At 42.2% G+C, this 19,256-nt stretch carries 18 protein-coding genes and 1 pseudogene; 7 read left to right on the forward strand and 12 right to left on the reverse strand.

What is annotated here, in order from left to right; translation table 11 throughout:
* Positions 1-128 precede the first annotated feature (128 nt).
* From KUA57_RS07880 to recJ, 6 genes are all read right to left on the reverse strand, one after another.
* Positions 129-983, reverse strand: a complete 855-nt coding sequence (locus KUA57_RS07880; protein ID WP_218494019.1) for a metallophosphoesterase family protein — start codon at positions 981-983, stop codon at positions 129-131.
* Complete coding sequence (uvrC, locus tag KUA57_RS07885) at positions 973-2,820, reverse strand: excinuclease ABC subunit UvrC (RefSeq protein WP_218494020.1); 1,848 nt, start codon at positions 2,818-2,820, stop codon at positions 973-975. The genes KUA57_RS07880 and uvrC overlap by 11 nt, the downstream gene beginning before the upstream one ends.
* 38 nt (positions 2,821-2,858) lie before the next feature.
* Positions 2,859-3,560: a M57 family metalloprotease gene (locus KUA57_RS07890; protein WP_218494021.1), complete on the reverse strand. Its 702-nt coding sequence runs from the start codon at positions 3,558-3,560 to the stop codon at positions 2,859-2,861.
* Between the two features lie 62 nt (positions 3,561-3,622).
* The gene (locus KUA57_RS07895) at positions 3,623-4,402 is read right to left on the reverse strand and encodes an alpha/beta hydrolase (protein ID WP_218494022.1); all 780 of its coding nucleotides are present in this window, start codon (positions 4,400-4,402) and stop codon (positions 3,623-3,625) included.
* 67 nt (positions 4,403-4,469) lie between these two features.
* A complete protein-coding gene (locus KUA57_RS07900) occupies positions 4,470-6,131 on the reverse strand; it encodes a ribonuclease J (protein WP_218494023.1) in 1,662 nt (553 codons plus the stop codon).
* A gap of 170 nt (positions 6,132-6,301) precedes the next feature.
* A complete protein-coding gene (gene recJ / locus KUA57_RS07905; RefSeq protein ID WP_218494024.1) occupies positions 6,302-8,524 on the reverse strand; it encodes a single-stranded-DNA-specific exonuclease RecJ in 2,223 nt (740 codons plus the stop codon).
* A 176-nt stretch (positions 8,525-8,700) separates the two neighbouring features.
* Here recJ and KUA57_RS07910 point away from each other — a divergent pair, with 176 nt between their 5' ends.
* The 5 genes from KUA57_RS07910 to KUA57_RS07930 all read left to right on the forward strand — a co-directional run bounded on the left by KUA57_RS07910 (position 8,701) and on the right by KUA57_RS07930 (position 12,956).
* Positions 8,701-9,459 (forward strand): amino acid ABC transporter ATP-binding protein, encoded by a 759-nt coding sequence (locus KUA57_RS07910; protein WP_218494025.1) that lies wholly within the window; start codon positions 8,701-8,703, stop codon positions 9,457-9,459.
* Positions 9,460-9,469: 10 nt separating this feature from the next.
* Positions 9,470-10,264: a transporter substrate-binding domain-containing protein gene (locus KUA57_RS07915; RefSeq protein WP_125410099.1), complete on the forward strand. Its 795-nt coding sequence runs from the start codon at positions 9,470-9,472 to the stop codon at positions 10,262-10,264.
* Positions 10,265-10,276: 12 nt separating this feature from the next.
* The gene (locus KUA57_RS07920) at positions 10,277-10,954 is read left to right on the forward strand and encodes an amino acid ABC transporter permease (RefSeq protein ID WP_004269945.1); all 678 of its coding nucleotides are present in this window, start codon (positions 10,277-10,279) and stop codon (positions 10,952-10,954) included.
* A gap of 9 nt (positions 10,955-10,963) precedes the next feature.
* A complete protein-coding gene (locus tag KUA57_RS07925; protein ID WP_004269944.1) occupies positions 10,964-11,623 on the forward strand; it encodes an amino acid ABC transporter permease in 660 nt (219 codons plus the stop codon).
* A 142-nt stretch (positions 11,624-11,765) separates the two neighbouring features.
* Complete coding sequence (locus tag KUA57_RS07930) at positions 11,766-12,956, forward strand: ferredoxin reductase family protein (RefSeq protein WP_218494026.1); 1,191 nt, start codon at positions 11,766-11,768, stop codon at positions 12,954-12,956.
* A 109-nt stretch (positions 12,957-13,065) separates the two neighbouring features.
* Here the strand turns inward: KUA57_RS07930 and KUA57_RS07935 are convergent, their stop codons facing one another.
* Both KUA57_RS07935 and KUA57_RS07940 read right to left on the reverse strand, forming a co-directional pair.
* Positions 13,066-13,503: an Rrf2 family transcriptional regulator gene (locus KUA57_RS07935; RefSeq protein WP_001166795.1), complete on the reverse strand. Its 438-nt coding sequence runs from the start codon at positions 13,501-13,503 to the stop codon at positions 13,066-13,068.
* A 75-nt stretch (positions 13,504-13,578) separates the two neighbouring features.
* A complete protein-coding gene (locus KUA57_RS07940; RefSeq protein ID WP_218494027.1) occupies positions 13,579-14,421 on the reverse strand; it encodes a metallophosphoesterase family protein in 843 nt (280 codons plus the stop codon).
* Between the two features lie 284 nt (positions 14,422-14,705).
* Here KUA57_RS07940 and KUA57_RS09730 point away from each other — a divergent pair.
* A pseudogene (locus tag KUA57_RS09730) lies at positions 14,706-14,914 on the forward strand (hypothetical protein).
* 40 nt (positions 14,915-14,954) lie between these two features.
* The gene (thrS, locus tag KUA57_RS07945; protein ID WP_000608345.1) at positions 14,955-16,898 is read left to right on the forward strand and encodes a threonine--tRNA ligase; all 1,944 of its coding nucleotides are present in this window, start codon (positions 14,955-14,957) and stop codon (positions 16,896-16,898) included.
* Between the two features lie 243 nt (positions 16,899-17,141).
* Here the strand turns inward: thrS and KUA57_RS07950 are convergent, their stop codons facing one another.
* Genes KUA57_RS07950 through KUA57_RS07965 form a run of 4 tightly spaced genes read right to left on the reverse strand, consistent with a single transcriptional unit; the run spans position 17,142 to position 19,094 of the window.
* A complete protein-coding gene (locus tag KUA57_RS07950; RefSeq protein ID WP_218494028.1) occupies positions 17,142-18,191 on the reverse strand; it encodes a DUF389 domain-containing protein in 1,050 nt (349 codons plus the stop codon).
* Positions 18,188-18,511 (reverse strand): potassium channel family protein, encoded by a 324-nt coding sequence (locus tag KUA57_RS07955; protein WP_000825751.1) that lies wholly within the window; start codon positions 18,509-18,511, stop codon positions 18,188-18,190. The genes KUA57_RS07950 and KUA57_RS07955 overlap by 4 nt, the downstream gene beginning before the upstream one ends.
* Positions 18,508-18,867 carry a hypothetical protein gene (locus KUA57_RS07960; protein WP_231088896.1) on the reverse strand — a complete coding sequence of 120 codons (360 nt, stop codon included), beginning with the start codon at positions 18,865-18,867 and terminating at the stop codon, positions 18,508-18,510. The genes KUA57_RS07955 and KUA57_RS07960 overlap by 4 nt, the downstream gene beginning before the upstream one ends.
* Complete coding sequence (locus KUA57_RS07965; protein ID WP_080976003.1) at positions 18,792-19,094, reverse strand: TMEM175 family protein; 303 nt, start codon at positions 19,092-19,094, stop codon at positions 18,792-18,794. Before KUA57_RS07965 ends, KUA57_RS07960 begins: the two co-directional genes overlap by 76 nt.
* Between the last annotated feature and the right edge of the window lie 162 nt (positions 19,095-19,256).

A 19,256-nucleotide genomic window follows, 5' to 3' on the forward strand; every position in this document is an offset into this window, starting at 1 on the left:
TGAAAGAGCTTGCAGAGATTTTTCATAGAAACAAACTGCAGCAAAAATAAGAAACAAAATGAAGCCCATCATTTAAATCAGGGACTCCCCTCATCCAGTTCCAACTATTTTTCAGCGGCTTAAAGAAACTAGTCTATCTTATATTCTGACTTTATAGCCTCCAAGAAATCTTTCACATCCTCTACATACCCATGCTTTTCTATTAAGCTTGCTAAGAGTTCCAGATTGTGCCCCTGATAGTTGTCTTCTCGTCGTAGCTCTTCATACATTTCGATAAAAGGAAGCCCCTTGGATTTGGCCAATTCTAACTCCGCTTCATAGTCATAAGCAACTTTACGAAATAGGATATTTACCAATTCCCCATCTTCAACTTCTATCACGGTATACTGGGCACGATGATTTTTTAACGCCTCCCAATCAAAATAAGGCATACCAATCGAACCTGGATTGATGATTTGTTGACCCTGACTTCCATAACGAAGCAATTGCTTGTGAACATGACCATAGACTGCCACGTCCGTTTCCTCATCTAGCAGTTGGTCAAATTTTTCTGTATCATTCCCAACCAACAAGTCACCCCCATAATTTTTGTCAGGTAAATTATGTGAGAGAGAAAAACGCAATCCCTCAACTTCTTTCTTTTCCAGCAAAGGCAAGCTTCGTAGCCAGACAATCGTTGCAGGATCCATTCGCTCCATCAAAAACTGGGTCATTCGCATTGATTGGATTTCTTGTGGATGTTCCAAACCATATTCACCATCCAAGGCCTCAAGGACACAATCATCCCAATTGCCTCGAACACTGGCTGTGATAGGAAGGTCCTTTAACAGAGCGACCAAGTCATTTGCACCGGGACCGGGAAGAAAAATATCTCCCATAAGCCAATATTCACTGACTCCTTGAGTTTTAGCATCTGCAATCACTGCTTCTAAGGCTGTCGTATTGCCATGAATATCTGATAAAATTGCAATTTTATGATTCATTGTGTTCTCCTTCTGTTTGGTAATCTACTTGTTCTTCCGCAACTTGAGCTAATTCCTCTTCCTCCTGCGGATTCAACTTCCTCTGCACAGCCTCTGCAACCGCTCTAGGTACTCCAACTTCGACAATCTCATCCACACTGGCTTCCTTGATTTTAGTGAGAGACTTGAAATGCTTCATGAGATTCTGCTTGCGTTTAGGTCCCAGCCCTTCAATTCCATCCAGTTGTGATGAAAAGGAATTTTTGGAGCGCAGTTGGCGGTGGAAAGTAATGGCAAATCGGTGGACCTCATCTTGAATGCGTTGGAGGAGGAAAAACTCCTGAGAATTGCGAGACAACTCCACCACCTCAAGCGGATCTCCAAAGAGCAATTCATGGGTTTGGTGCTTATCATTCTTTTGCAGACCTGCAATGGGGATATCCAAGCCCAGCTCCTCTTGAATGACTTGCTTGGCAATATTGACTTGACCTTGTCCCCCATCAATGACAATCAAATCTGGAGGAGTTAAACCGTCACGCTGTACTCGACCATAGCGCCTGCGAATGACTTCTCTCATACTGGCATAGTCGTCTGGTCCAACAACGGTTTTTATCTTGTACTTACGGTAATCCTTCTTACTTGGTTTGCCGTTGACAAAGACCACCATGGCTGAAACAGGACTGGTTCCCATGATGTTGGAGTTATCGAAAGATTCGATACGGACTGGGGTCGGAATTTGGAGCAAGCGTCCTAGATTTTCAATTGCACCCTGAGTCTTTTCGACAGATTTTTCTAGTAGATTGAACTTCTGCTCCAGACTAACACGAGCATTTTTTATGGCTAGATTGACCAGCTGTTTTTTCTCTCCACGCTGGGGTTTGAGAATCTTGGTATTCACCAAGGCCTTAACGGCTTCTTCGTCAATATCCTGTGGAATCAGCACCTCATTGGGAACTAGGTGAGATTTTTCTTGATAAAATTGTCCCACATAGGTTAAGAAGTCCTCGTCCGGATCATTGTAGTAGGGGAAAAGATTGACATCGCGCTCAATGAGCTTGCCCTGACGGACAAAGAAAACCTGCACACACATCCAGCCCTTGTCCACATAGTAGCCAAAAACATCGCGATTTTGGAGATCCTTAGCCATGACCCGTTGCTTGGTTCGAAGTGTTCCAATAGCCTGAATCAGGTCACGGTATTCTGCCGCACGTTCAAACTCCATAGACTGGGCTGCAGCTGCCATTTTGCCCTTTAGGTCATCGATGATTTTATCATCCTGCCCTTTTAGAAAGTCAGAAACCTCCTGGGCCATAGACTTGAAATAAGACTCATCTTTTTTACAGATGGTGTGGGCCATACATTGGCCGATATGGTAGTAAAAACAGACCTTAGACGGTGGATTGGTACACTTGCGAAAAGGGAAAATCCGATCCAGTAGTCGCTTAATTTCATTGGCTGCTCCCACATCTGGATAAGGTCCAAAATAAAGACCTCCGTCCTTCTTGACCTGTCGGGTAATAATTAAACGAGGATAGCGTTCATTGGTAATTTTGATAAAAGGATAGGACTTATCATCCTTGAGCATGATATTGTATTTAGGCTTATTTTCCTTAATCAGATTAATTTCTAGGAGAAGCGCCTCAATATTAGACTCCGTAACGATAAATTCAAAATCCACAATTTCAGATACCAGAGCCTCTGTCTTAGTATCATGACTTCCGCGGAAATAGGACCTCACACGGTTTCGCAGATTTTTAGCCTTTCCTACATAGATAATCGTGCCGTTTTTATCCTTGTGAATGTAGCAACCAGGGCTGGTCGGCAGGAGCTCTAGTTTTGATTTAATCAAGTTATTCATAGTTCCATTATAACAAAAAAGTAGGGAAAGATTGTTCCCTACTCACTAGTCTCATATATTTTTCGGAGGTTTGCAACATCCTCTTCCTGGATACCATAAAAGGAACCTGCAGGTTGCATCACAGACTTCTCATCTGTATGGTCCAAGCCAATCGCATGCCCCAACTCATGTTCTGCCGTATGGACAATGCGCTCAAAGGAATAGCCATAGTCAGGATTGGACAGATAATAATGATTCAACCGAACCGTTACAGACAAAAACTGCCCTGTTAAGAGATTAGTCTGACTTTCCGCCTCTCCCGCCACAGGAGCGCCTCCGTCATTCATCTCCGTAGCCATAATATCTGCCTTACTAGACTCAGTCACAATTTCAAAGTTAAAAGCACCTGTTTGATTCCAGTTCTGAATTGCTTCTACATAAGCCTCTTGAAAACGTGAATCCATTTGCGGATCTAGATAAATACGAGCTGAAGCCTGTGGCCACCTTCCTTCAGAGTGTTGGTGGCTATCTGTCTGGTTCAACTTAGGCAGTTGCCCTGTTTTTTCCCATTGGTCGATACTTTGTTGACCAATTTTTACTGACCGCTCTGCTTGCTTTAGCGCTCCTTGAAAATCACCGTTCAGATACCAGAGAAGTCCAAAAGCAAAAGCACACAAAAGAAAAACTATCCAAACTAGACGCCAAAACAAACGCCACACAAAAGAAAAGAAAGCCCCTATCAAACGAAAAATCCAGCGCATGTCTCTCCACCTTTCTAGCAAATAAAGTCTATTTTACTAAAACAAGCTGAAAGAAAGCTAAATTATGACAATCTCTCTTCTAATTTGAAATCAATTGGCAGAGTTGCTAGAAACCGTTCCAATTGTTTTTCCCAATAATACCACTCGTGAGTTCCAGCGCTATGGCTATAGGTCACATCAAATCCTATTTTTTTGAGGTTTTTCACTGCCAGATTATTGGATGCATACAAGAAATCCTGTTCACCACACCAAGCCCAAAGCTTGGTCTTTTTATCCGATTTTTTAGCCAGACTTTCAAGAGAATAGGGGCTAGCTGTCCAATCCTTAATCTCCCCAAACACACCTCTCCAATACGCTGGTGTTCCCAGATCTTGACTCTCAGGAGAAAAATCTTGAAAGCTAAGCGCACCTGAAAAACTAGCTGCATGAGAAAAACGATTTGTAGCAAGAGCCAATTTGAAACAGCCATAGCCTCCCATAGAGAGGCCAGCGATAAAGGTCTTTTCACGCTTGCTAGTCATATTAGGGAAGAAGCGTTTCAGAACCTGTGGCAATTCCTCTGCTAGAGCTGTGTAATAGTCAAAACCATATTGGGTATCGGTGTACCAACCGTTGCTGGTATTGGGCATGACAACGATGAGATTGGTTCCTCGAAGCAAGCGTTCTACATTGGTCCGCTTGAGCCAGCTATTATGATTACCAGACATCCCGTGCAAGAGGTATAAGACGGGAATATCTTGACACTCTGGTTCTTCAACTCGATTGGCATCAGGATAGAGGACATTCACCCCCCACTCCATATCCAAAACTTGTGAGTAATACTCGATTTTCATTACTGCCATAATTTTTTCCTCTATTTTTCTATAAGAAAAAGCCGAAACTCGACTTTCTCTCTGTTTATTTCAACAATTATTTTGCTTCCATGACTACTGGTAAAATAGCTGGACGACGCTTGGTTTGGTCAAAGAGATACTTGGTCAGATTATCACGAACCTTCCCTTTAAGATCTGCCCAGTCAAAGTCATCTCCTTGCAGATAGTCTTCTACAGTTTGGTTAATCAATTCTGAACTTTCACGGAGAATATCACGACTCTTCTTGAGATAAACAAATCCACGCGTATGAACACGGGCCTTAGCCACGATTTTCTTCTCACGACGATTAACTGTGATTGCGACGATAAAAATACCGTCCTCTGACAAGACCTTACGGTCACGAAGGACTACATTACCAACATCACCAATTGCATTTCCGTCAATCAAGACATCCCCTGCCGAAACCGCTCCATCTGGGACAAAGTCTCCATTCTCATAAGCCATGCTGGTTCCCTTTTTAGGGATGAAAATGCGTTCTGGCAACATACCAACTGCCATAGCAGCCTTAGCATGGGCATCCAACTCACGGTATTCCCCTTGAATTGGGAAGAGATACTTGGGTTGCAAGAGGTTGATCATCAACTGCAAATCACGCGCATTTCCATGCCCTGACACGCGCAAGCTTTGGGTGATAAGTTTCACAACCCCGCCAGCTTGGTAAATCATGTTTTCCACACGCGCCATGACTGCTTCTTTGGCGATAGATGGAGTGGTTACAATATAAACTAGGTCACCGTCCTTGATTTCCACATAACGGTGGCGACCAATCGACATCTTGCGAAGACCATTGATAGGCTCACCCATACGGCCTGTTTCAAGGATAATCAACTCATGGTCTTCAAAACGAGACATGTCTTTTGGCTTAATCAAAAGACTCTCGTTAGCTAGAGACAATTTCTTAAGGCGAATAGCAGTACGGACAATATTTTCAATATCGAATCCTGTCAAAACCACACGACGGCCTGTTACATCCGCAGCGTCAAACACCTGCTGGATACGAGAGAGGTTGCTGGCTACTGCTGCAACGATGATACGACCATCCCAGTCCGAAATGGTTTGAGTGATTTCGTCCCCAACTTCACTTTCGCTAGCCACTTGGATATTGCTATCTGCATTGGCTGAATCGCTAAGAAGAGCTAGAACTCCATCACGACCGATTTCTGCCAAACGAGCGAAGTCTGTCGCATAAGATTCACTAGCTGTCTGGTCAAATTTGAAGTCACCTGTATAAACGATACTACCTTCAGCTGTCTTCAAGACAACACCCAAACTTTCTGGGATAGAGTGGGTCGTACGGAAGAAGGAAACCACTGTCCCTCCAAAATCAATCTCCGTATCCTCATCGATAACATGAAAATCATTGAATTTCTTAACTGTGTCATTTCCTTTGACAAAAAGTTTGGCCAACTCAATGGTCAACTCAGAGCCAAATACAGGTACCTTGGCTTCAGCCAAGAGATAAGGCAAAGCACCAATAGCATCCGCATGCCCGTGAGTCAAGAAGACACCAGCGATACGGTCGCTATTTTCAAAAAGGTAGTCCATATTTGGAATAACGACGTCCACCCCTAGTTGTTCATTTTCAGGGTATTTCAGACCTGCATCCAAAACGAAAATAGATCCATCGATTTCAGCGATATACATATTTTTCCCGTTTTCACGTACACCACCAAGTGTTGTTAAACTGATATTACTCATTTTTCCTCCGAAAGCTTAATTTATCTTGATTATAGGGTTGCTTGCCCTCTTATTCTAAAAGCACTACTTTTAGCCGAATCTTTTCCTACCATTATACCATTTTTTTAATGATTTTCAAAATGAAGATTTGTTTTCAAAAAAGAGCTGGTTTCCCAACTCTTTCCTATGATCTACTCTTTTTCCATTAAAAAGTCATAAATTTCTTGCACGGTACCCAGCGCCATCATTTCTTGGTCTTTGACGGTTTGTTTGAGATTTTGGTAAATCTGACTTTCTCCGATTTCTCTCTTTGGCGCTTCTTTATTGACTGTCATAACCCCATCTTTGATTACTACAAAACCTAATTCTTCAAATATTTGAATCATCTTGACCAGCAAGATTTGCTGGATATTGAGATAAGTAGCCAAATCTTTGAGCTTATAGCGAATATCAAACTCTGGGAACTGGTAGATGGTCTTGTACAATTTGGCAAACTGCTCTCTAGTTCCATACCCCGTTAGATAGTAGGCCTTGTCAATGTCATTTTTGAAATATACAGCAGAGAAATTCTGTTCCTGAAAAATAGTCTTCAGCTGAGTAATATCCTCAGGAATGGTTTTTACAACAACTGCGTCACTAGCTACTAAATCTGGTAATTCTCCAGAAAAGTCCAAGACTGGAACCCCTTCTGGCAAGACTGCATTTTTCCCACGAATGTTAAAAAGTTGAACACCCTCCACACGCGCATCCACCATCATCAACTGGAGGGCAGTTTGACCATTCCATTGGTTGACAGACAATTTGACTGCCAGCTCTAGATTCTTGGTTTGAGAAAACTCTGTTGCCCATCTACCTTGGCCAAAGGCTACCACTTCAAAACTCGCTTCACCTTTGGAAATTTTCAACTTGAGATGAGCATTGCCTGCCCCCATAGTACGGGCACTTTCGACCTGAAAATCCTTTATATAAAAGATAGGTTTCTGATTGTCCATGCCAAAGGGAGCTAAACGTTCAAAACTTTTAACCGTTTCCAAGCTAAGTGTCTCCAAATCCAATTCTTCATCTAGATTTAACTTGTTCTTACCACTAGCAACTGCACCTTTTTCACGGACATAATCTTCCAATACTTGAGATAAATCTGAGAGTTTCTCAACTTCCAGCGTCATTCCAGCCGCACCAGCATGGCCGCCAAAGGCGATAAAGAGGTCTCGATGGGGATCCAGAGCCTCAAAAATATCGACCGCTTCCACACTACGAGCACTACCCTTGGCACGACCGTCTTCTATATTGAGAACGATGACTGTCTGCCCTAGTTCTTCCAACAAACGACCAGCAACGATACCCAGAACGCCAGGATTCCAGCCTTCCTTGGCCAAAACTTGGACCTTCTTCTCAGGGTCCACCATGGTCTTAGCTTCTTCATAGATAGACTGGACGATTTCCTTGCGCTCTTCGTTTTTCTGATGAATCATGAGAGCAATCTCGTGAGCTTCCTCGTCGTCAAATCCAGTCAGCAAATCAATGGCAGGATTGGGATCATCCAAACGGCCCAAAGCATTCAAACGAGGGGCAATCTGGAAACCAACCGTTTCTTCTGTTACTTCGTTGGCGCCAATCCCAGCCATGTCCAGCATTTCTTGTAAACCAATGCGCTGAGTATGTCCCAACATTTCCAGACCATACTGAACCAAGATACGGTTCTCATCTGTCAAACTGACCATATCTGCAATGGTACCAATAGCGACCAAATCAAGCAATTCCACTTGCACTTCTTCTAACAGGGCACAAGCCAACTTGAAAGCCACTCCACAACCAGCCAAATATTTGAAAGGATAATCCGCATCTGGATGTTCAGGATGGACAATCGCATAGGCATCAGGTAGGGTTTCAGGCATGGAATGATGGTCAGTCACAATGACATCCACTCCCATAGACTGGGCTAGTTCAATAGCCTCGTGACCTGCAACCCCATTATCCACCGTCACAATCAAGGAAATTCCTTCTTGCTCAATAAAGTATTTATAGACACTGGCATTAGGTCCATAGCCATCAGTAAAACGATTTGGCAAATAAACACGGCACTCAGCACCAAGCTGTTCCAAACTTTCCTTAACAATAGAAGCTGAAGTCATGCCATCCGCATCATAGTCTCCATAGACGAGGATATTTTCCCCTTCTTCAATGGCCTGACGAATCCGTTCCACTGCCTTGTCCATATCATGGAGCAGATAAGGGTCGTGCAAGTCCTCCAAGGAAGGTTCCAAAAACTTCTTCAGACTTTCTTGGTCCTGAATCCCTCTCTCAAATAATAACCGAGCCACCTCAGGACCCAGTCCAGCCTTTTTGGCTATCTTTGTAAAATCCGCATCTTCTACCTGCGGGGCAAACTGCCATTCATAAGTAGGTGTTATCAAAAAGACATCCACTCTTTCTAAGAATTCTATTGCTTCATTATAACATGATTTAGGCTTTTTCTCTATCCTGATTGCTTTCTACAAAAATTTTACTAACTTTTTTCTGATATGATTTGACAAGAAAAATCTTTTGGTGTAGAATCATGTTATAAAATCTAACACAAAGGAGATTCCTTATGGCTTTAGTAGAATTTGAACACGTCGAAAAATATTACGGAGACTACCACGCACTCCGCGACATCAATCTCCATTTTGAAAAAGGGCAAGTCGTTGTCCTCCTTGGACCTTCTGGTTCTGGGAAGTCCACTCTTATCCGTACGATTAATGGTTTAGAGGCTATCGACAAGGGAAGTCTTCTAGTAAATGGTCACCAAGTTGCTGGTGCCAGCCAGAAAGATTTGGTTCCTCTCCGTAAGGAAGTCGGCATGGTTTTCCAGCATTTCAACCTCTATCCACACAAAACGGTGTTAGAAAACGTAACACTCGCACCCATAAAAGTTCTAGGAATTGATAAAAAAGAAGCTGAAAAAACAGCCCAAAAATATCTGGAATTTGTAAATATGTGGGACAAGAAAGATTCTTATCCAGCCATGCTTTCTGGTGGACAAAAACAACGGATTGCCATCGCTCGTGGTCTTGCCATGCATCCTGAACTCCTCCTCTTTGATGAGCCAACATCTGCCCTTGATCCTGAAACCATCGGCGATGTTCTAGCAGTTATGCAAAAATTGGCCCACGATGGTATGAATATGATTGTCGTTACTCATGAAATGGGCTTTGCACGTGAAGTTGCTGACCGCATCATCTTTATGGCTGACGGAGAAGTTTTGGTGGATACGACAGATGTTGATGACTTTTTCGACAATCCAAGCGAACCTCGTGCCCAACAATTTCTCAGCAAAATCATCAACCACGAAAGTGACAAAGTCAAATAAGGAGGCTCCTATGAAAAAGAAATTCTTTTTATCAGCAATATTGATTAGCTTTTTCGGCCTTGCTGCTGCAAAACCAGTTCAGGCTGATACCACTGTCGCAGACATTCAAAAGAGAGGCGAGCTGGTTGTTGGTGTGAAACAAGACGTTCCCAACTTCGGCTACAAGGATCCCAAGACAGGGACCTATTCTGGTATCGAAACCGACTTGGCCAAGATGGTAGCTGATGAGCTCAAGGTTAAGGTTCGTTATGTGCCTGTTACCGCTCAAACCCGTGGACCCCTTCTAGACAATGAACAGGTCGATATGGATATCGCAACCTTCACCATCACAGACGAACGCAAAAAACTCTACAACTTCACAAGCCCCTACTACACGGACGCTTCTGGCTTTTTGGTCAATAAGTCTGCCAAAATCAAAAGCATTGAGGACCTAAACGGAAAAACCATCGGTGTTGCCCAAGGTTCCATTACTCAACGCTTGATTACCGAACTAGGTAAAAAGAAAGGCTTGACCTTTAAATTCGTCGAACTTGGTTCCTACCCAGAATTGATTACTTCCCTACATGCTCACCGTATTGATGCCTTTTCCGTTGACCGCTCGATTCTGTCTGGCTACATCAGCAAACGCACAGTACTACTAGATGATAGTTTCAAGCCATCTGACTACGGTATCGTTACCAAGAAATCAAATACAGAGCTCAACGACTATCTTGATAACTTGGTCACTAAATGGAGCAAGGATGGTAGTTTACAAAAACTTTATGACCGTTACAAGCTCAAACCATCTAGCCATTCCGCAGATTAAGGAGGACACCCTATGACAGATTTATCATCTTGGACAGCCTATTTTCAGGATTTTGGACAATTTTTCAACGGTTTCCTCTTCACCCTTGCCCTAGCGATCGGATCCTTTATCCTAGCCATGGTTTTGGGCATCTTCTTTGGGGCCATGTCAACCAGCAAACGCCCATTCTTGCGTGTTTTGGCTCGCATCTTTGTGGAATTTTATCAAAACACTCCCCTCTTGGTACAATTTGTTATCGTTTTTTATGGCCTACCTCTTATCAGTGACCATCTCATCATGATTCCAATTTATTGGACAGCTGTTCTCTGCGTGGGACTCTATCACGGCGCCTATATCGCTGAGGTGATTCGCTCAGGGATTCAGTCTATTCCTAGCGGTCAGATGGAAGCTGCCTTGTCGCAAGGGTTTACCTATATCAGTGCCATGCGCTTGATTATCTTGCCTCAGGCCTTTCGTATCATTCTCCCTCCTTTGACCAACCAAATCGTCAACCTCATCAAGAATACCTCGACAGTTGCTATCATCTCTGGAGTGGACTTGATGTTTGTGACCAAGTCTTGGTCAGCTCTTAACGGAAACTACATTCCAGCATTTTTAGGCGCTGCCCTTCTCTACTTTTCTCTATGCTTCCCTGTTGCCCAGTTTGGTCGCAAGATGGAGCAAGCCAACAAAAAAGCCTATTCACTTTAGGAGGTTACTATGGAATCCATTTTAGAAGTTTTGACCCCAGATAACCTAATCTTTATCTTTAAAGGATTTGGCTTGACCCTCTATATTTCTCTGATTGCCATCGTCCTCTCTACCCTCATCGGAACGGTGCTAGCCGTCATGAGAAATGGCAAAAATCCTGTCTTGCGCATCATCTCCAGCATTTACATCGAATTTGTACGGAATGTTCCCAACCTTCTCTGGATTTTCACTATCTTTTTAGTGTTCAAGATGAAATCCACACCAGCAGGAATCACTGCCTTCACCCTCTTTACATCAGCAGCCCTAGCTGAGATTATCCGAGGCGGTCTCAATGCCGTAGACAAGGGGCAGTACGAAGCAGGAATGTCGCAAGGATTTACCTCATCCCAAATCCTCTACCACATCATTCTCCCACAAGCGATCCGTAAAATGCTGCCAGCCATCATTTCTCAGTTTGTAACCGTGATTAAGGATACCAGTCTTCTCTACTCTGTTATCGCCCTACAAGAACTCTTTGGAGCCAGCCAAATTCTCATGGGCCGTTATTTCGAACCAGAGCAAGTGTTTAGTCTTTATATCCTGATTGCCCTCATCTACTTCAGCTTCAACCTAGCCATTTCTAGCCTGTCTCATATGCTAGCAAAACGTTGGCAACAAGCTGCAGAATAAACAGCAACTCTCCAGTTAAATTGGAGAGTTTTTTTATGATAGTAGATATTTATAGACCTCAATTTGACACCATACTTTTTCTATGATAAAATGTAACAAATTTATTTACAACAAATCAAATCTAAATGAAATGGAATTTTCTATGAAATCAATCAAAGGACTACTCTTTATCATAGCTAGTTTTATCTTGACTCTTTTTGCTTGGATGAACACTTCTCCCCAATTCATGATTCCAGGACTAGCTTTAACAAGCCTATCTCTAACTTTTATCCTAGCCACTCGTCTCCCCCTACTAGAAAGCTGGTTTCACGGTTTGGAGAAGGTCTATACTGTCCACAAATTCACAGCCTTTCTCTCAGTCATCCTACTCATCTTTCATAACTTTAGTATGGGCGGTTTGTGGGGCTCTCGTTTAGCTGCTCAGTTTGGCAATCTTGCCATCTATATCTTTATCAGTATCATCCTTGTCGCCTATTTAGGCAAATACATCCAATACGAAGCTTGGCGATGGATTCACCGCCTGGTTTACCTAGCCTATATTTTTGGACTCTTTCACGTCTACATGATGATGGGCAATCGTCTTCTCACATTTAATCTTCTAAGTTTTCTTGTTGGTAGCTATGCCCTTTTAGGCTTACTAGCTGGTTTTTATATCATTTTTCTATATCAAAAGATTGGCTTCCCCTATCTAGGGAAAATTACCAATCTCAAACGCTTAAATCACGATACTATAGAAATTCAAATCCATCTTAGCAGACCTTTCAACTATCAAGCAGGACAATTTGCCTTCCTAAAGATTTTCCAAGAAGGTTTTGAAAGTGCTCCGCATCCCTTTTCTATCTCAGGAGGTCACGGTCAAACTATTTACTTTACTGTCAAAAATTCAGGCGACCATACCAAGAATATCTATGACAATCTTCAAGTCGGCAGCAAAGTAAGCGTAGACAGAGCTTACGGACACATGATCATAGAAGAAGGACGAAAAAATCAGGTTTGGATTGCTGGAGGCATTGGGATTACTCCCTTCATCTCTTACATCCGTGAACATCCTATTTTAGATAAACAGGTTCACTTCTTCTATAGCTTCCGTGGAGAGGAAAATGCAGTCTACCTGGATTTGCTCCGTGACTATGCTCAGAAAAACCCTAATTTTGAACTCCATCTAGTAGATAGTAGGAAAGACGGCTATCTTAATTTTGAGCAAGAAGAAGTGCCCGAACATGCAACCGTCTATATGTGTGGTCCTCTTTCTATGATGAAGTTACTTGCCAAACAGATTAAGAAACAAAATCCAAAAGCAGAGCTTATTTACGAAGGATTCAAGTTCAAATAACCACTCATACTCTCCTGGAATTTCCCAGGAGTTTTTTCTACGCAATCTCAAAAAACACTGCCAGATTTCTAGCAGTGTTTTGAGTTTCATTTGCAGGCATCTATCCCTCTTAATCCTTCATCTGACTCTCTGCGTCGGCCACGACTTGCTCTAAGCTAGTCTGACCAAGCTCTGCCTCCATAGCCAGCTGGATTCTCTCCAATTTTTGATCCAAAACATCATGAATATGGGCTCCAACTGGGCAATTTGGATTTGGATTGTCATGAAAACTGAAGAGTTGACCAGTCTTACCAAGACACTCAACAGCCTGATAAACATCTAATAGACTAATGTCTTTGAGATCCTTGACAATCTCTGTCCCACCTGTTCCACGCGCTACTGAAATCAGCTCTGCCTTCTTCAACTGGGACAAGGTTTTTCTGATAATGACTGGATTGACCCCGACACTAGCAGCCAGAAAATCACTGGTCACCTTGCTTTCCTTCCCCTTGAGGGCAATGATTATCAGCATATGAGTCGCAATGGTAAATCTACTTGGAATTTGCATCCTCTTCTCCTTTTTACGAGGCTAGCCTGCCTCTACTCTTCTTTTTCTATTATTATACCCTTTTTAGTTGTAATGTCAATCGTTACCACTTTTCAACCAGGCATCTAATTCCCTATCATAACCCTCTTTCTGGGCCAATTCACTCAGAAATTCCTGATTGTGAGTATGGTGGATACCATTGACCAGACTTTCATAGTAAACCTCAAAATAGGGAAGTTTGAGGTCTTTAGCCAACTGCAATTCAGCTGCCACATCGTAGTCCACCCGTCGGAAGTCCATATCTACCAAGCCCTTGTCATCAAATTCTAAAATCATATACTGAGCTCGCAAGTCCTTCCGTAACTGAGCATCTAGAAAGAAAGGTTGCCCAATCGAACCTGGATTGACAATCAATTGCCCACCAGTCCCGTAACGAAGCAACTGCTGATGAATATGACCATATACAGCGATATCACAAGGTGGATTGGTCACCAAGCGGTCAAAATCCTCTTGCGCTCCAGTATGAATCAACTCTCTCCCCCAGTTCTTATCAGGAAGATGGTGGCTAATTCCTACCGTCAAATCCCCAAACTGACGATGAATCTGTAGAGGTTGATTGTGGAGCAGTTCAATTTCTTCTAGGGAAATTTCCTCTAAAACATACTGGCACTGGCGCAAGAGATAGCGTTGACTGGGACGAGTACTATCCAATTCCTTACGGACACCATGCCAAAGACTGTCTTCCCAGTTTCCCAAAACTCTAGCCGTAATCGGTAGTTGAGCCAACAAGTCCAAAATTCTTCTACGCCCTGTCCCTGGCATGAGAATGTCTCCCAAAAGCCAGTATTCATCCACTCCTAGCTGCCGAGCATCTGCCAAAACAGCCTCCAAGGCGGTGGTATTTCCATGAATATCTGAAAGAAGAGCTATTTTTGTCATTCTTTCTCCTCATTTCCTCTTATATATCTTTTTAATATTATAACAAAAAATACTGTTTAATAGTCACCTTTAACCCACTCTTACTAAATCCAGAACACTACTTTTATCAAGGTAAAAACTTATCAAAAAGATTATTTTACATTACTCCTAACAAAGCATAGCAAGCACTTTTTCAATGAAGAAAATTCAAAAAAATCTACAAATATCTTGAAAATTTTCACAATCATGCTATAATAATCCATAGAGACAAGTCACTTAGTCCCTTTCTACTAGAGAGTGCGTGGTTGCTGGAAACGCATAGGAAGCCTAAACTGATACTACTCTTGAGTTTTTTATGAAAACATAAAACGGTGGCCACGTTAGAGCCAATCAGAGGTGTCCCTCTTTTTTGAGGAACATAAATGAAGGTGGAACCACGTTGCGACGTCCTTTCGAGGATGTCGCTTTTTGTTTTTCTAGCTTTCACAGTCCTCTGTCCCTGTTTTCAGAATAGGGTTAACACATTCGTCAATAATATAAGTAAGGAGAACATCATGATTAACATTACTTTCCCAGATGGCGCTGTTCGTGAATTCGAATCTGGCGTTACAACTTTTGAAATTGCCCAATCTATCAGCAATTCCCTAGCAAAAAAAGCCTTGGCTGGTAAATTTAACGGCAAACTCATCGACACTACTCGTGCTATCACTGAAGATGGAAGCATCGAAATTGTGACACCTGACCACGAAGATGCCCTTCCAATCTTGCGTCACTCAGCTGCTCACTTGTTCGCCCAAGCAGCTCGTCGTCTTTTCCCAGACATTCACTTGGGTGTTGGTCCAGCCATCGAGGACGGCTTCTACTACGATACTGACAACACAGCTGGTCAAATCTCTAACGAAGACCTTCCTCGTATCGAAGAAGAAATGCAAAAAATTGTCAAAGAAAACTTCCCATCAATTCGTGAAGAAGTGACTAAAGACGAGGCACGTGAAATCTTTAAAAACGACCCTTACAAGTTGGAATTGATTGAAGAACACTCAGAAGACGAAGGCGGTTTGACTATCTATCGTCAGGGTGAATATGTAGACCTTTGCCGTGGCCCACACGTCCCTTCAACAGGCCGTATCCAAATCTTCCACCTTCTCCATGTAGCAGGTGCTTACTGGCGTGGAAATAGCGACAACGCTATGATGCAACGTATCTACGGTACAGCTTGGTTTGACAAAAAAGACTTGAAAAACTACCTTCAAATGCGTGAAGAAGCTAAGGAACGTGACCACCGTAAACTTGGTAAAGAGCTTGATCTCTTCATGATTTCTCAAGAGGTTGGTCAAGGACTTCCATTCTGGTTGCCAAATGGTGCGACTATCCGTCGTGAATTGGAACGCTACATCGTAGACAAAGAGTTGGCTTCAGGCTACCAACACGTCTACACTCCGCCACTTGCTTCAGTTGAGCTTTACAAGACTTCTGGTCACTGGGATCATTACCAAGAAGACATGTTCCCAACTATGGACATGGGTGACGGGGAAGAATTCGTCCTTCGTCCAATGAACTGCCCGCACCACATCCAAGTCTTCAAACACCATGTTCATTCTTACCGTGAGTTGCCAATCCGTATTGCTGAAATCGGTATGATGCACCGTTATGAAAAATCTGGTGCCCTCACTGGTCTTCAACGTGTACGTGAAATGTCACTCAACGACGGTCACCTCTTTGTGACTCCAGAACAAATCCAAGAAGAATTCCAGCGTGCCCTTCAGTTGATTATCGATGTTTATGAAGATTTCAACTTGACTGAATACCGCTTCCGCCTCTCTCTTCGTGACCCTCAAGATACTCACAAGTACTTTGACAACGATGAGATGTGGGAAAATGCTCAAACCATGCTTCGTGCAGCCCTTGATGAAATGGGCGTGGACTACTTTGAAGCCGAAGGTGAAGCAGCCTTCTACGGACCAAAATTGGATATTCAAGTTAAGACCGCTCTTGGAAAAGAAGAAACTCTTTCTACTATCCAACTTGACTTCTTGCTTCCAGAACGCTTCGACCTTAAATATATCGGAGCTGATGGTGAAGAGCACCGTCCAGTTATGATCCACCGTGGAGTTATCTCAACTATGGAACGCTTCACAGCTATCTTGATTGAGAACTACAAGGGTGCCTTCCCAACATGGCTAGCACCTCACCAAGTAACTCTCATCCCAGTATCTAACGAAAAACACGTGGACTACGCATGGGAAGTAGCTAAAAAACTCCGTGACCGTGGTGTCCGTGCAGATGTAGATGAGCGCAATGAAAAAATGCAGTTCAAGATCCGTGCTTCACAAACAAGCAAGATTCCTTACCAATTAATCGTTGGGGACAAGGAAATGGAAGACGGAACTGTTAACGTTCGTCGCTATGGCCAAAAAGAAACACAAACTGTCTCAGTTGATGACTTTGTTCAAGCTATCCTAGCTGATATCGCCAACAAATCACGCGTTGAGAAATAAGAGATAAAATCCTAGCTACCTAAAAAGCAACAACTATTTCAGCTGTTGCTTTTTATATTTTTACTCAATGAAAATCAAAAAGCAAACTAGGAAGCTAGCCGCAAGCTGTACTTGAGTACGGTAAGGCGACGCTGACGTGGTTTGAATTTGATTTTCGAAGAGTATTATTTAATCCGAGCTAGTAGTGATTGACCAAACCACCACACAAGATTTGCTTTCATGAGTTAGATAAGGTCAATATCCTCAATCCTTATCTGCTTCATTTTCTTTTACGAGATCTTTTTGTGAATCCTTTTCAGAGAGTTTTTGATCAATATACTTGTTAATGGTTTCATAAAATTCCTTGGTCGTATCACTGTCTAATTTTGTCGAATTATGAACTTGATTGACTTTCAATTGAACAGATTGAATACCGTAAGAGGCTTGTTTTTGGTGGAGCGTTTCTAATTCTTCTTCTGAAATTGGATCTCCAACAACCGTCAAGACCAATTCATTGTTCCTTGACTTGTAGACTTGATTAATGACCGTGTGATTGGCGAACTCTTTTCCTACAAACTGCTTGATTCCTTCTTTTCGCGCTTGATCTATCGTCAGAGTGACTGCTGAATAACTAGCTGGAAGAATCAATAATACAATCAAGGATATCAACCCAATTCTCATTTTAATGTTTAGCTCTTTAAATGAACTTAAGGGAGATTTTCTCATCATAATTCTTGTTCCAACAATGTTGATTAGCATGATAAAGACACAGTTGATCAAGAAAAGATAAAGAGCTCCAAATAAAAATCGTACATTTCCATTAGCTAAACCATAGCCTGCAGTACAGATAGGTGGCATCAGAGCTGTTGCAATGGCTACTCCTGGCACGATATTGTTCGCTTCTTTTTTCCTTGAACCGATCACACCAGCAATCCCACCAGCAATAGCAATGAGGACATCCCAAATGGTTGGAGAGGTTCGTGCAATCAACTCGCTACTTGCATAAGACAAGGGAGAAATCCAGAAATACAGAGTCGAGACAAGCAAACTGACCAACACTTGAGTCAATAAAACCTCTAGAGATTGCTTGATTAAACGCGTATCAAAAATAGCTAAACCGAATCCCAGTCCAACAATCGGTGTCATGAGAGGTGAAATCAACATGGCTCCTATAATGACAGCTGTTGAATTCATATTTAGTCCGATAGAGGCAATAAAAATTGCACACATCAAAATCGCTGTATCTCTCAATCGAACATGAAGGTCATCGTATAATTTCTCACGGTATTCCCGTGTTGAATAATTGGCAGTCATTTGTCCTCTCCTCTTTCCTTATTTAAATTGGTATAATAATTAAAAATAACAGCTGATAAACAGCCAAAAAATATGAGCCCATAAATCGTCAAGAAGACACTGGTAATCCTTCCAATCAAGGTCACAGCTAGGAGATCCCCGTAGCCGACAGTCGTCGAAGTCACAAAAGCATACCAAAGACCGTCTCCGTAATTTGTGATAGCAGGTTCAACTAGGAAAAGCACGCCTCCTGACCCAAAAACAAAGGTCACAAAACTCAGAGCAAACCGAGTAAAACCCGTAACCTGCATAATATGCCATAACATTTTTAAACGTTTCATTTGTTCTCCTTATTCATACTAGCTCCTGACCGAGCCGTTTTTTTCCAATAATCAAAGTGAAGATAGGACATGATCTCCATCAGAGAAAGATAGACAAACTGATAGATCTGATTTAAGCTGATTATCAACTGATATTGTTTGAAAAATGACTGGAAGAAAGACCAGATATGACTGTCTTGAATCAGTCCCTTCTTAACATCAGACAGGATATTAGCTAAAGCTCCCAAGGACTGAAACGGTAAATCCTTGACATTTATATAGATCCGGTCCACCACATCATTCAGACTGGTATCTTGGATGGCATGAAATTCTCCAAAGAGAACTCCTGCCGCTCCAAGAGTAGAAACAAATTCCACCAAATAATTTCTGAGGAAATTTTCTCAACCTTTTCCCATAATGTGTTTAGTGCCATCCATAACGATCCCAACCAGAAAAAGGAAAGAAAACAAGCAAAGAAATTTTGCCGTAAATCCCAAAAAGCTTTAAGACTTGGTGTTGTTGGTTTTTCTAACTCTAAAATCAAGATGGTCATAATAATTGCTAGAACAGCATCTGTCAATACAATTAATCTGTCTTTCTTCATCGGATTGCATCCCCTTTCTTTTTTGTAACATTCTATCTTATCGCATAATATTGGATATTCTTTCATAATCCGACTACAAACAAAAATAAACCAAAAAGTCTGTCCCTATTATGCTATATTTAACTCTAGAAGTATTCATCCATCTAATTAATAAGTATATCA

This window comes from Streptococcus vulneris (assembly GCF_019218685.1).
Taxonomy (GTDB): Bacteria; Bacillota; Bacilli; order Lactobacillales; family Streptococcaceae; genus Streptococcus; species Streptococcus vulneris.